This is a genomic window from Pantoea sp. ICBG 985 (assembly GCF_002928365.1).
Taxonomy (GTDB): domain Bacteria; phylum Pseudomonadota; class Gammaproteobacteria; order Enterobacterales; family Enterobacteriaceae; genus Pantoea; species Pantoea dispersa.
This window is the reverse complement of the sequence record NZ_POWM01000002.1, coordinates 233917-247233: the sequence shown is the minus strand read 5'-3', so window position 1 is coordinate 247233 and position 13317 is coordinate 233917. Positions and strand designations below refer to the sequence as shown.

At 40.7% G+C, this 13317-nt stretch carries 10 protein-coding genes and 1 pseudogene; 5 read left to right on the top strand and 6 right to left on the bottom strand.

Going from position 1 to position 13317, the window contains the following annotated elements; genetic code table 11:
- Positions 1-6: 6 nt before the first annotated feature.
- Entirely contained in the window at positions 7-1932 is a 1926-nt protein-coding gene (locus C1Y42_RS07190) for an ATP-dependent endonuclease (protein WP_047727008.1), read from the top strand.
- Positions 1929-3596, top strand: coding sequence for a UvrD-helicase domain-containing protein (locus tag C1Y42_RS07185; protein WP_104093099.1), 1668 nt, complete (start codon positions 1929-1931; stop codon positions 3594-3596). Before C1Y42_RS07190 ends, C1Y42_RS07185 begins: the two co-directional genes overlap by 4 nt.
- Before the next feature lie 190 nt (positions 3597-3786).
- Here the strand turns inward: C1Y42_RS07185 and C1Y42_RS07180 are convergent, their stop codons facing one another.
- On the bottom strand, positions 3787-5520 hold the full coding sequence (locus C1Y42_RS07180) for a hypothetical protein (protein WP_104093098.1): 1734 nt from the start codon (positions 5518-5520) through the stop codon (positions 3787-3789).
- 59 nt (positions 5521-5579) lie between these two features.
- Positions 5580-6665 (bottom strand): DUF4297 domain-containing protein, encoded by a 1086-nt coding sequence (locus tag C1Y42_RS07175; RefSeq protein ID WP_047727201.1) that lies wholly within the window; start codon positions 6663-6665, stop codon positions 5580-5582.
- A 771-nt stretch (positions 6666-7436) separates the two neighbouring features.
- On the opposite strand from C1Y42_RS07175, the gene C1Y42_RS07170 reads away from it, so the two are divergent.
- Together C1Y42_RS07170 and C1Y42_RS07165 are read left to right on the top strand one after the other, a co-directional pair.
- Complete coding sequence (locus C1Y42_RS07170; RefSeq protein WP_047727006.1) at positions 7437-7736, top strand: DUF2188 domain-containing protein; 300 nt, start codon at positions 7437-7439, stop codon at positions 7734-7736.
- 2 nt (positions 7737-7738) lie between these two features.
- A complete protein-coding gene (locus C1Y42_RS07165) occupies positions 7739-8359 on the top strand; it encodes a hypothetical protein (RefSeq protein ID WP_044784805.1) in 621 nt (206 codons plus the stop codon).
- Positions 8360-8568: 209 nt separating this feature from the next.
- Here C1Y42_RS07165 and C1Y42_RS23680 read toward each other — a convergent pair.
- The 4 genes and pseudogenes from C1Y42_RS23680 to C1Y42_RS07145 all read right to left on the bottom strand — a co-directional run.
- A pseudogene (locus C1Y42_RS23680) lies at positions 8569-8724 on the bottom strand (restriction endonuclease); the annotation flags it as partial.
- 20 nt (positions 8725-8744) lie between these two features.
- The gene (locus tag C1Y42_RS07155) at positions 8745-9545 is read right to left on the bottom strand and encodes a TIGR02391 family protein (protein WP_047727004.1); all 801 of its coding nucleotides are present in this window, start codon (positions 9543-9545) and stop codon (positions 8745-8747) included.
- A gap of 21 nt (positions 9546-9566) precedes the next feature.
- The gene (locus C1Y42_RS07150; protein WP_044784598.1) at positions 9567-10046 is read right to left on the bottom strand and encodes a hypothetical protein; all 480 of its coding nucleotides are present in this window, start codon (positions 10044-10046) and stop codon (positions 9567-9569) included.
- Between the two features lie 78 nt (positions 10047-10124).
- Positions 10125-11063 (bottom strand): hypothetical protein, encoded by a 939-nt coding sequence (locus tag C1Y42_RS07145; RefSeq protein WP_044784574.1) that lies wholly within the window; start codon positions 11061-11063, stop codon positions 10125-10127.
- A gap of 843 nt (positions 11064-11906) precedes the next feature.
- On the opposite strand from C1Y42_RS07145, the gene C1Y42_RS07140 reads away from it, so the two are divergent.
- Entirely contained in the window at positions 11907-13268 is a 1362-nt protein-coding gene (locus C1Y42_RS07140; protein ID WP_044784577.1) for a HEPN/Toprim-associated domain-containing protein, read from the top strand.
- The last annotated feature ends 49 nt before the right edge of the window (positions 13269-13317 follow it).

Below are 13317 nucleotides of genomic sequence, written 5' to 3'. Positions count from 1 at the left end.
AGTAGAATGAAGCTTGAAGCAATTCGGTTATCTGGTTTCCAGTCTTTTGGCAAAGAACCAACTGAACTAGGCTTGGAAGATGTGACCTATCTCATTGGTCCTAATGGATCAGGTAAAACAGCAGCACTTCAGGCTTTATGCCGACTTTTTGCGTTTGATCCAACATTGCGTCGTGTCCAGCGAACAGATTTCCATGTCCCTTTTGATGAGGATGAAGTTCCTCCTGAGAGACAGTTGTGGATTGAAGCTGACTTTCTGTTTCACGAACTTGCGGAGGACGAGGATAACAGCACTGTGGCTCCTTATTTTGGTCACATGCGACTTGATGAGCCAGAAGGTATTCCACGTGTGCGTTTTCGCCTCACTGCTACTATGGGAATAGATGGGGATATAGAAGAAAACTTAGCATATGTTTTGGATGTCAGTCCTGATAGCTCACCTCAAACCACAGCTCAAGTAACCAGGGCAGAGCGTAATAATATTCAAGTTCACTACTTACCAGCCAGACGGGACCCTGCAGACCATATTGCTTACGGTGCTAACGCTTTACTCGGACGTTTGCTCCGTGCTGTTCGTTGGGATGATGAACGTAATACGATTAGAGGATTAACCAACCAGATAAGCGACAGCCTAGCAGCTAATCCCTCCATCAATGCTTTCAGTGAAAGTTTGAAATTAACTTGGGCAACCCTACACAAAGGTAAATTTTTCTCGGATCCTAAAATTACATTTGTGGCTTCGGAGATTGAAGCATTGCTACGCCATTTATCGGTTTCATTTACTCCCGGCCATGATGGCTCTCTTGTCGATTTTTCTCGGTTGAGCGATGGTCAAAAATCGATGCTTTACCTTTCTCTTGTTCTATCATCTCAAGCGATCGGTAGAGCTGTTCTCGCAGAGGAAGATGTTACATTTGATCCCGACAAGTTGCGCCCTCCGATTTTTACGCTGGTCGCAGTGGAAGAACCAGAGAATAGCCTTTCTCCCCATTACCTGGGACGTATCGTCAGTGCCTTGAATACCATGGCAAAAAATATTGATGCTCAAGCCTTAATTGCTACTCATGCACCATCAATGTTACGAAGAGTTGATCCTAAATTTATACGTTATCTACGACTTACTGAGGAAAGAAAAACACGAATTACGTGTATCAAATTGCCCCCTAAAACAGATGAAGCACATAAATTTGTGAGAGAGGCTGTACAAGCATTCCCTGAGATCTATTTCTCACGCTTGGTTGTGCTTGGTGAAGGAGATAGTGAAGGAATCGTACTGCCTCGTTTGCTCCAAGTTAAGGGCACTCCTGTGGATGAATCAGCTATTACGGTAGCACCGTTAGGTGGCAGGCATGTAAATCATTTCTGGCGGTTGCTTTCAGCACTGCAGATTCCCTATCTGACTTTGCTTGACCTGGATGTAGCTCGGTATGGCGCTGGATGGGGGCGAATTAAATACGTTAACGTTCAGCTTGCAGCATTTGAGCCGGAGAAAGTACTTCCTACAGAATGGAAAATTACAAAATGGAATGATGAAACTACGCCAATAAGAACTCACCATTTTTTTAATAAAGGCACTCAAGACATTTTCGAAGAACTTGAAAACCGATCTGTGTTTTTTTCCTTTCCTATGGATTTGGACTTTTCTATGTTGCTAGCTTATCCCGAAGCTTATGGAGTTGAAAAAGAGGAGCCGGATGAGTCAACAATAAAAGCAGTGCTTGGCAAAAGCTATAACAATATTTCTCAATATAGCGTAGATGAACAGAGTTTTTTCGCTACATATCATCTACGTTTTAAATTAGGTAGTAAGCCCGCCGCACACATTGATGCTCTAGCGAAACTAAGCGACAAAAAATTAATTGCGAATATGCCAGAGTCGCTTAATAGACTAGTTGATGCCGTTATTGCCAAACTTGGAGAATTACCTGAATGATTCCTATTGAAGCATGGCAACCCGCAGATGGATTAACGCTGGAACCAAATGCAAAACGAGCAGCAAAAGCCCGTAAACGTTGCTTAGCTCTTACCGCTGGACCGGGCGCAGGTAAAACTGAAATGCTTGCGCAGCGGGCAGATTTCCTGTTACGGACAGGGACATGTCGGTATCCGAAGCGGATTCTCGCTATCTCCTTCAAGGTTGATGCTAGTAGAAATCTAAAAGAGCGCGTCGAACGGCGCTGTGGTGCAGACCTTGCCTCCCGTTTCGATAGTTATACTTGCCATGCATTTGCCAAGCGAATAATTGATCGCTTTAGACCAGTACTGAAAGGAAGAGAGGCATTAGATTCAGACTATACGATCGTTGATAAGAAAATCAGTATTTCTCGTTCCCAAATCGAATTTAGTGATCTTGTTCCGTTGGCTATTAAAATATTGCAAAACTCAAAAATTGCTCGTAATTCTATTCGTCAGACTTACAGCGATATTTTCCTTGATGAATTTCAGGATTGTACAAATTTGCAATATGAATTGGTTAAACTTGCTTTTCTAGGGACTAAAATCCGGCTTACTGCAGTAGGTGATACCAAGCAAAAAATCATGGGTTGGGCGGGAGCGATGGATGGTATATTCCAAACATTTACTGATGATTTCAATGCAGTTCCACTTAACATGTACCGTAATTTCCGGTCAAAGCCACAATTGCTGCGAGTACAAAACGAAATAATCCGTCGGCTTGATCTTGCATCTGTCATGCCAGATGAACAATTGAATGGTGACGAAGGTGAGATTCATGTCGAGAGTTTCAGAAACAGTCAAGAAGAAGCCATTTATTTGGCAAATATTATTAATGACTGGATTAATAAAGAAGGATTGGCACCAACAGAAATTGCCGTCTTAGTTTCTAAGCAGTTAGATCTCTATGCTGACCACCTAATGATGGAGCTGGAATTACGAGGAATTCCATATCGAAACGAGCAGCAAATGCAGGATATTACTGTTGAGCCAGTTGCACGTTTAATCGTAGATTATCTTTCATGCCTCTATGGAAAGCGTGAACCCAAGGCTTGGATCCGTCTGATGAATCAGCTGATTCCTTTTGCTGATGAAGAAGTACAGTCCTGTGCGCGAAAGGACCTTGATCGTTTGTTAAAAAAACAGCGCAAAGAAGCAACTAGTGCTGAACAGCTTGATTCACCTTTTTCTTGTTGGTGGAAGTTTGTAAAGGAGTTTTTAAAACATATTGGCTCTGATACAATCGTAGCCCTATCACCTGATTACGAATCACACAAGCGTCTACAGGAAGTTTTTCGTGATACCAAAGCAAGGATTGAAGAGTTGCTTGAAATTGAATCAGATTTGCCACAAGCTCTTGGACGGTTTACGGATGACCAAGCAGTCAGAATTTTAACCATTCACAAAAGCAAAGGGCTTGAGTTCGATTCTGTAATTATAATGGCGGTGGAAAACGAGATTTTCTTTGGTAACCAAGATGAGAATCGATGTGCATTCTTCGTTGGTGTTTCACGGACGAAGAGACGATTATTTTTAACTCATGCTGCACAGCGTGAACGACCTGCTAATGCCAAACGTTGGGAAGTCCATCGAACTGTTCAATCCGAATATATTGGTTATGTTACACCATTTATTAAACGGTAATAATTAGCAGCGTTCAACTATTTGTTAAACGCCGTAGTAATTTTGAAAAGACCACTATCCTCCTCACAGAAAGGTCATGAATAATTACTTAGCTCTACTATATAAAATTAGATCAGTGCTAAGTAAGATTCATATGGTATATAGCAATATACTCGCTACTATGCATAAAGCTACAAATAATATTTATTGTTTAATCATCATCCCTCGTTTCTCTTACAGCCAATTGAATGTTTTTATACTCAGATCTTAGAGAGTCATATTGGGAAGAATCCAATAACTTTTCAGAATTTAATGTAATAACATTGGCATCATGTTTAAATTCATTTAATGCATTATTCTCCATTGCACACAGTATTATCTGATAATCCTCTGGGATACTGCGCATTAGTTCTTTGATGACGGTTTCATAACGATGCTCCGCCTGTTCTTGCTGGTTGGGTGTATCAATGACGAAAGGAGGCACTATGCAAGTTTTAGCACTATGTATTTGTTGCAGTACGGAGAGTTGATAAGCAAGCAATCCCCTGGCAGCCTCAGCAGCACCGCCACCAAGTAACTGTTTATAATCAGTAGGCGATTTCACTTTGCTAAGATTTACTCCTGTTGAACCTAGTGCTTCAATATTTCCCAATAGCTTTGACATAAAAGAAGAATTCAGTTCTTCCTTATCCTTGTTTGAAAGAAGTTTTCTCTGATCTTTTTTCAATTCTGCGACAGAGTTATTGGCTTTGCTGATTTTAAGATCTTCATTATCAATTTTAACTTGAATACTTCTTGAGACCTTTTCTTTCGAAATAGCATCAATTACTTGTGTAATGAGTGTTTTTTCGCCCTCATTGTCATCGGTGAGATACTTCTTATTAATTCTTTCAATTTCATTAGTAGCAAATTGAGCTACTTCATTTAACTCAAATAATGAGGATCTAAGCGCCTCTATTTCTGATGCTATTGAGTTTGCCTCGTCAAGTAGCGAATCCTTCTCTGAAAGAAGCAATGCTCTGTTAGTCAGTGAGTTATCGTGAAGAGTACCACACAATGGGCACTCTAAATGATCTGTCGGTATAGACTCGACCGCAAACTTATAATCTTCTTCGAGTTCGTTTGCAGAACTGGTGGCTAATTCATACTGTTTTTCGAGATCATATATATTTGAGGTAATCGTAGCCTGAGCATCATAAAGCTTCCTTTGGTAATCGATAAACTCTTGAAGCTCAGTATTTATCTCTTTCTGAATTTCGCTAAATTTCTCATTATCTAATGCTATGGTGATATCAGCAGAATTATCAACTATGACGTCAACTGCGCTTTGAAATTTTTCTATTTTTGCTGTTGATTCTTTTTTTACCTCACTATATTCATAAATTTCTTCTTCTAATTCAAAATGTTCTGGTTTCAGATAGCCAGTAAAATACTTTATTAACGATTTTTTCCAGTTGGCATACTGACCTAAGTTTTCAAATGAATCCCAAGGAGAACTCCAGCTTTTTATCTGGTCAATATAGAATGGTAAAAAATAATATGCTGGCGGAGGAGTCTCTAATTTCTCATCAGTCCGATTAGGAAGCTTCATTTTAAAGTTAACAAGATCTGATAGGTCTTGTGAAAAATCACCAGTTATATGTGTGTATCTTTTCGCTTCACCATCGATAGCGCCCAAAATTATTGAGTGGCTTCCACGGCAAGAAAAATATTCTTTATTATTTATAGTGAAATATAATATCGATTTAATGTCATTTGATTTCCATTCTTCGTCGATAACTGGATCGCATCCTAGCGACCATAGTAAACTCTTGGCTAGAGTGGACTTGCCGATACTGTTATCTTCTCCTGTAATTAGATTCAATCTCTTCGGGAACGTGAACTGATTCGCAAGTCTTTTCGAATCTGATATCAGAACCAATCGTTGAAATTGCAAGCTTCTCATTTTTCTTGTTCCTTAAATTTCTAATTAATAATTTATAATGATCTTTTGTTATTTTTATATTATTCATGCATCACCTTCAAAAAACAGTAAATTATCTCGCAAAGTATATCATCATCTTCTGGGATTTGGCTTTCAATATTCAGCTCTTTAGCTTTCATAACAACTGCCTTAATGTAATCGCTTGTTTCAGTATAGTCTTCTTCCGGAACATTACTGAGCGCCTGTTGAGCTATTCTCATTATATTCATATCAAAAGCTGAAGCATACCCGACTCTACGTAAGTAAATTTGTTTTATTTTTCTTACCATCTTTCGATATGTTAAGGTATTCCATTTCATATCGCTTTTAGCTAAATACTCAAAGTCTTTCTCAAAGTCTTCAAATTTTGGACTCGTTGTATTTACAGCTATGACATCTTTTACCGTATGAGATGTGAGAGACTTATCCTCTACCATTTTCTCCCACATAGTAAAGTCGTAAGTATTCTGTCCTTTGCGATGAATCTCATCGATAATTGCCCTATAAATATTGACAGCATTACAATGACTATTTGGAAATATTTCATTTACTAATTCAGCAAATCTGGCAATAACGAATTCTTCTTGATTTTCTAACTTTATTTTTGGAATGATGAACTTTAGATTTTCTGGAAAAATATCTATCCCAAGCTCGTACTTTAATTTCCCAGTTAAGCCCGATAGACAATCCACGCTAAGATCACCCGAAGTTATAATATCTAACTTTAACTTATTATCTTTCTGATCAAATGAGAAGCCACTAGAGGATACAAGACCTATTTCCGTAATACGTGTTTCATACTCAGTGCCTATACATGAGCTTAATAGTTTTCCTAGAATGGAGTTCTTAAGTCCCTCTGCACCTTTTACTCGTTTAGTTAAAGAGTCAACAGTGAAGGAATTCCCAGTATTTTTCACTTGAAAAAATTCAAACTTCGCCGAACTGCCAAACAATGAGTCTGCGATAACGACATCCTCATGATATTCAATTAATAATGCATAGTCTGCATTGGATTTATGTTTTTCAATTATTCTGCATAAAGCCCAATGATATTGGAAATTATATTTTCCAAATGTAGTTGCTCCTGAAGTTTCTCTCTGAGCATGACCTAAAATATTACTTTCCATTGATAAGTCCATCCTTCTAGTGGAGATGACTCGGCTCACCATTAATATTTCTTATCAATTTAATTTATGAATGACACAAAGTCTATCAGATCATGCTTTTTAGCCTCTTTCACAGTAGATCCATCAAATGGATAGAGTGCAGCTCATCAGATGCACCTTGGACGTTTCAATTTTCTCCCCTTGCGACCCTTTGAGTTACTAGGTTTTTATACAGTACTTTAAACAGAACGAGAGTATCAAATAGTATGGTATGCATCAGCTAACCTCAACAAATACACAGAGTAAGGTGCGCTTGTCGCCACTACTGTGTTAAGGACGCTAATCCGGGTATGCAGGGAAATTGTCATGATGTTTTCTCCGTTATGTAGTGTGATTTTGTCTTCGTATTGCCTGATAGTTCACCTTCCAGACATTGTTCTGTCGTGCAAGTGCACATAACGCCTGTCATTAATCCTAGCGGGACGGGTTGTGTTAGGAAACGATCAGCCGTAAGCCTATAATTGAACGAAAAGATCACAGGAGACCCTAATGCAACATTGTTTGTATGGGCGCCTCTTGCGCGTCTAAAACAACAGGTTTTTTGACAGTGCTTCTTTTCATCAGTTTTAGGTGCTCTGATGGTCTTTACCTGTGAATATGTTTGATAAGTATCACTCTTATTGAAAAAATTTTTTCAACCGTACGAAGCTCGCTGACAAAAACCAGGCTGTAAGGTATGCTGAATCTTAAAGCAGCTAGTGCCTTAATTTTTCTAACTGAATGGGGGAGTTCATGAAAAACTACTATACCATTGTTAAATCTGGCGCTGATTGGCGAATATTGTCGGCCAAAAATGAAAAGATAGCTACCAGTCAAAATTACAGGACACAAAAAGATGCTATAGAGGCAGCAAGAAATTTAATTAAGAATGGAGGGATTGTGTCCATTCATTCTGCAGATGGAAAAATACGTGATGTCATTAGCCAGAACAGCGAAAATTGGAACATTAAAAGGGCAAATACTAGCAACAGAATAGCTAAGAAAGAGATATTTAAAATCCTTGCTGACAACATAGAAAAAAACAAGGCGTAAGTATGAGCTATGAGACTAATGTTTTTATAAACTGCCCATTTGACGATGCTTACACTGATTTTATTGATGCAGCATTGTTTGCAGTTTACCGTTGTAATTTTAAACCTCGATGCGCATTGGAAATAAATGACGCTGGTGATCAACGGCTCGATAAAATAAATCGCATAATCAAAGATTGTAAAATTGGAATCCATGACATATCTAGAACTGAATTAGATCACGTCAATAATTTGCCTAGATTTAATATGCCGTTGGAACTAGGGTTATTTCTTGGTGCTAAAAAATTTGGCTCGAGTAAAAATCAAAAAAGCAAACTAGCAATTATTGTCGACAATGAAAAATACCGATATCAAAAATATATTTCAGATATTTCAGGACAAGACATTATGTCACATGACAATAGCCCTGAAAAATTCATAAAAATCATAAGGGACTGTTTATCCTCATACAGAATCGTTCAAAGAATCCCATCTGCAGCAATAATTATTGAAGACTACCGTAGATTCTTAGGAATTAAGCCAGCGCTGTGTGCTCAACTACAACTAGTTGAGCATGAGCTTACTTTTAATGATAAAACCAGCATTATTGAATGTTACATAGAGTTTTATGCAGCAGCAGCATAACTCTAAACAGGGGCAATCAATCCATATGCCCCTTAATGAAACATGAATAACAGCATTGCCTCCGAGATAAATGAAGATAGCCGGTTGTACTAATGGATTAAAATATCAGACTGTATACTCCTCTAATAAGGCCATTCGATATATCGTAATAACGCCAATAATAAATACTTCGTTTTAGCGTTTACTTACCCTCCCACCGCCACGATTCGACATCCACTACCCGGTCGAAGAAAGATCGCGAATACGTCAATATCATGAGCCGCTCGATTGCCTTTGCCTCTATAGTCAATCAGAGCATTACATCCAAGACGTAGAAATACCTCTACAATGGCCTCCTGATAAACTCGCCAGTCCGTATAGCTCATGCAACTCTCCTATGGGGAGGCTATTTTTTGTGTGTGCCATCCAGCTTGCGATGAATAAGCGAAACCAACGTAAGGATGTCCAGCGCATCCAGTTCAGACATGGGCCAATTCTTCTTAGGCGCATGGGCTAGTGGATTGCGCACAGCGCCGAATAGACCAATCAGTAGATTCGCAAAACCTTTCTGTTCGCTCTTTTCTGAGTCGGTGGTGAGCGATCCCAAAGTCAGAACAGGTTGTTGTCCGGTAAATGCCTTGTTCACCAAGTCAGCACCATCACCGCTCAACCCGGACAACTGACGAATACGTTCCGCAACCCCCTTCGTCGCCTCGAAGACGGCATGAAAATAGTTTTCGTCAAGAAGTTCGGCACGGCAATAGTTCAAAACTTCCGCATGCACAGCACGGCTTTCGAGTGCAGCCTTAAGTCGCCCGGCGCGGGCTCGAGCAGAATCCAGAGTCGTTACTTTAGCGGCGCTCGCGACCTTACCATCCTCACGGATATAAAAACCGGAAAAAGCCAGGACAACATTGAGTTCATCACGTCGCCAGGCAAACACCGATGGATCACGGGCGTAATTAACCGGGTTCATCGCACGGTTAATGAACATAATAAGATGGTTGCCGACCTGATACTGGTTCTGCGCACCTGCGAGCGCATTAAACAGACGTTTCCACTTTGTCATTCCTGGCGATATGTCCGCAACTTTAATTTCTTGTAGCAGTCGCTCGATCTGCGACCCACTCAAGCCACGTTCGGTATCAGCAAGGACGCGACAGGCGGCCTCAAGGTGCTGAGAGTTGAATGATGGAATACGTATCATGAATTATCTTTCTATCACCTCTCAGACCCACACGAGCGACGTGATGATCGATTGCCCTTCGGTGCCGACCTCCACAAACAGAGCGTGCTCGTAAGCAAGCTGCTGCTTATAACCTCGAAGTTTTAGTAGATCGATCTCTCTATCTACGCGACTCGTTGATTTTTTGAACTCCAAGACCAAATGATTCTGTCGTGTACCTCGCCGATGCACGATCACATCAGGAAATACTGTCTTTGCCTCAACGTCTTCGCTGTCTGGATAAAGTTCCAAATGTCTGAGCCGTTTAGGTTCAATGCTGTCCCGGTTGTATTCGCAATCTACAGTCCAACCGGGGAAACATTGTTGGAGGTACATCGCAAAGCGAAAGGTAATCGACCGTTCGTTAGCATCGATACCGAGAAGATCATGATCAATGAATAGTAGCTCGGATAATGCATGTGACACAGCTTCGCCTGGTGCATATTGGTTGAGGTAGTGAATTTGTTCCGGGGTCAGTGCCATCATCACATTCGCATACTTAAGAAATTATATTGGGCTTTCAAGAAGAATGAGTACGCTGTAGGTTCCATTTTTCATTGCCTAACTAAGGCTCACACTGAAGGAAGTATACACTGATTGAAACGTCGTGAGGATTCTCTGTCTCGCGTCGTCTAGCTCGTCAGCCACGCGTTGCGTGAGCGTAAACGTGGGGCAATCGGGCTGACCACATCCACAAGGTCTGATTTCCCCTTCCTTAAGCCGAGTTACGAAGATGCGCCGCAGTTGGTCGACCTGACGAACCACTTTTCCCATCACTGTCTGGATGCGTTGATTTTTGAGATGGTGGATCGAAGGAATGCGCCTGATCTCGACGCCCTCACGCGTTCTCCACAAACCTGTATTTAGTGCGCCAATGGTATCTTCGATTGCCTTCTGAAAAGCAGGGAGAGAACTTTCTTGTTGAAACGGTGTGCGAAATGCTGGCCGGTCAAATACGGCAGCCATCAGTTGCAGAACATCGGCGTCGGAAAGGTCGGGAAAATCATCCGTGAATTTTTTAATATCAGCTTCAACATCAGGAAACTCGACGCCCTGGACAAAACGGTGCAGCAGATATTCAGCACGAAGACGCAAGTTTTCTTCGAACTCTACGCCCGACCATATCGTTACATGCCTGACGCCCAAGGAAGCTGCTGCTTGCTCGATGCGCGTTCTGCCAGCATCCGAGACCGCACCACGAGAGACGAACTTAAAGACGTCTGGGACACTGCCAGTTGCTTTAATCGACTTACTCATGTCGCTCTTGGCTTTTGCCAGTGTCAACGTGTCTCGGTTCGCGCATTGGATGATGGTCTTACGTGCTGGCTGGTCATCAAATGGTTCAATACCCGAGATATCTCGCCCTTGATCACCTCCTGATTGACCGTGCCAAATCAGATCATGCCAACCCGCGCGCAGGTGGTATGCAAAAACTAGGCGCTCGAACTGGATACCACTGTAGTCCTCAAAATGAACCGGAGAAACCGTTATCGTCGCCATACTCGCTCCTTTTCTGCTGCTATTAGTCTTCGGTAAACCTTACTACGTCCCTGTGAATTTCCGCCGTTACCCAATGAAAAGCACCAAATATTGGTGGCAGGTCAGCAAACCTTGCTTCGCCAAATGCCCACGGAGTTTGAAATGCAGAATAACTTATTAGTAAACTGGACGCGACAGCAGCACTGTAGCTCGCGCACAAAACAAATCTCCGGATCGAGTGTCCTTAACGACTTTTCTCAATTAATCAAAAACGGCGTTCTGCTATTTCTTAACACAATCCGTCGCCAAGAGCTGAGGCAGATTGAGATTGGCCTTGTAGCCAAAACGACTATCTACGAGATGGGTGCGGGATCTGGCCGAGATGGAAGAATGACTCAAAGTGCTCAAGTAAGCCCCTCGTGTTAACATCTGAAAGCCAGAAGTCCGTCTACAAATATGTAGATGATGCTACCCACTGATTGACTGTGTTTACCAAACAAATTTAGGGAAGAGACAAAGTCTATTAATTAGTTTGACTGCTCCGCGTTGAGTGACACATTACGCCGTTAGCAACGCCTACTGCGGGCACAAAGCGGCCAGTCATGTTGGCTGTCAGATACGCTATGAGCAAAAAGTGGAAGCTCATAATTGTTCTCACCTCCGATGGTGCAATACGTAACTTACAGCGCGATAATCTGCAACGAGCCGATCGCTTGGTTCTGCCCTTGGATTAATTTCTAATGATTGATATTCACTTTGAATTTTGAAGACATTATACCGCTTGTAATTTCATAGCATAGTTGATGACAGATGATATTCCTGATGGTTTAATTAAGTGATTGCCAACAGTTTAAAAGAGGAATTATGGGCACGGAAATTTCACTTAAGGTTTCAGGTGCAACGCTAGATTGGAGTAAAAATAGCTTAGGTGTTGATCATGGTGCATTGTTCCAGTCAACCGACCACATAATGATACCTCAGCACGAACGCTATGATCTGGAAGAAACGGATGAAATTGATGAAGAAAGACGCCTTCAGTGGACCGTACTCAGGAAGCCTCTTGCAGCAGTAGCTGAACGGGTTGAGTTACTTGGTTTTTCTCTTACTGCTATTCGTGCGGAATATGAAAATCTTGTAAAGCATGAGGTTTATCAAAGAAACGAAATGATTGAAGCCTATCCCGATAATTGGGAACCTTTAGAAAATCTTTTTAGTTTTGATGAGTTTCTGGGCTTACTTAAGAGCTATGATCTGGGGGAGTTAAACGATAAAGATATCGACTTTGATAATTCAAAAAAAACAGAGAATGATAATTTCATTTTGAAGTTATTCCCTAACGACATTTTAAAAAGAATTCCTCTCTATGATCCTTATAACAATTTTTACTGGTCAGAAAAAACAGCGTTTTTCAGTGTCATAAACATACTTCATCCATACTCTATGATCAAACTTTTAAGTGAAAACAAACATAATCTTAGTGAGTATGTCGAGTGGGACTATGGGGAAATAGTCGCTAACGGATGGGTTCACATTAACCAAATAAAAACTGAAATTAACCGTGAAAATTCTTTTCTCATAGCAACTGAAGGTTCCTCGGACTCACATATATTACAAAAGGCATTTAAGCTAATTAAGCCTAGCGTTTGTGAATTTTTTCGTTTCATCGATGTAACATCTGGCCATCCATTCCCCGGCACTGGGGGATTATCAAAGTTTGCTGAGGGATTAGTAAAAATTGATGTACAGAACCAAATCATTTTTTTACTCGACAATGATAGTGAAGGGGTTGAAGCTTTCAAGAAAATCATAAAGATGAAGCTTCCTCATAATATGAGTTGCATATGTCTTCCGGATCTTAAGGAGTTTGAAAGTTTCCCTACTTGTGGCCCAGACGGCCTAACCTTATCCAATATTAATGGAACTGCTGCCGCTATAGAGTGTTACTTGGATTTAACATATAGTGAATATGACTCATACACTGTTAGATGGACTAACTATAAAAAAGAGACCGGGATGTATCAAGGCGCACTTGAGTTTAAAGAGTATTACGCAAAAAGATATCTTGATACATCAGAAGTTAAGCTTATCGAAAGTAAATATGACACCTCCAAACTTGAGGCTTTGCTTAATGCGATCATTGATGCTTGTTCCAAATTATCTGGAGCAATACGTATTGAAAAAATAAAGAGTCACTATCCAAATATATGGACTGAAGAAAAAATTTAACTCCATTGAATTATTTTTAACTACCTGAAAATAATATTGTGTATCACGT

Bases quoted from the DNA above. Each gene is read 5' to 3' on its own strand.
- C1Y42_RS07190 (WP_047727008.1), top strand. From the start codon at position 7: ATGAAGCTTGAAGCAATTCGGTTATCTGGTTTCCAGTCTTTTGGCAAA.
- C1Y42_RS07185 (WP_104093099.1), top strand. From the start codon at position 1,929: ATGATTCCTATTGAAGCATGGCAACCCGCAGATGGATTAACGCTGGAA.
- C1Y42_RS07180 (WP_104093098.1), bottom strand. From the start codon at position 5,520: ATGAGAAGCTTGCAATTTCAACGATTGGTTCTGATATCAGATTCGAAA.
- C1Y42_RS07175 (WP_047727201.1), bottom strand. From the start codon at position 6,665: ATGGAAAGTAATATTTTAGGTCATGCTCAGAGAGAAACTTCAGGAGCA.
- C1Y42_RS07170 (WP_047727006.1), top strand. From the start codon at position 7,437: ATGAAAAACTACTATACCATTGTTAAATCTGGCGCTGATTGGCGAATA.
- C1Y42_RS07165 (WP_044784805.1), top strand. From the start codon at position 7,739: ATGAGCTATGAGACTAATGTTTTTATAAACTGCCCATTTGACGATGCT.
- C1Y42_RS07155 (WP_047727004.1), bottom strand. From the start codon at position 9,545: ATGATACGTATTCCATCATTCAACTCTCAGCACCTTGAGGCCGCCTGT.
- C1Y42_RS07150 (WP_044784598.1), bottom strand. From the start codon at position 10,046: ATGGCACTGACCCCGGAACAAATTCACTACCTCAACCAATATGCACCA.
- C1Y42_RS07145 (WP_044784574.1), bottom strand. From the start codon at position 11,063: ATGGCGACGATAACGGTTTCTCCGGTTCATTTTGAGGACTACAGTGGT.
- C1Y42_RS07140 (WP_044784577.1), top strand. From the start codon at position 11,907: ATGGGCACGGAAATTTCACTTAAGGTTTCAGGTGCAACGCTAGATTGG.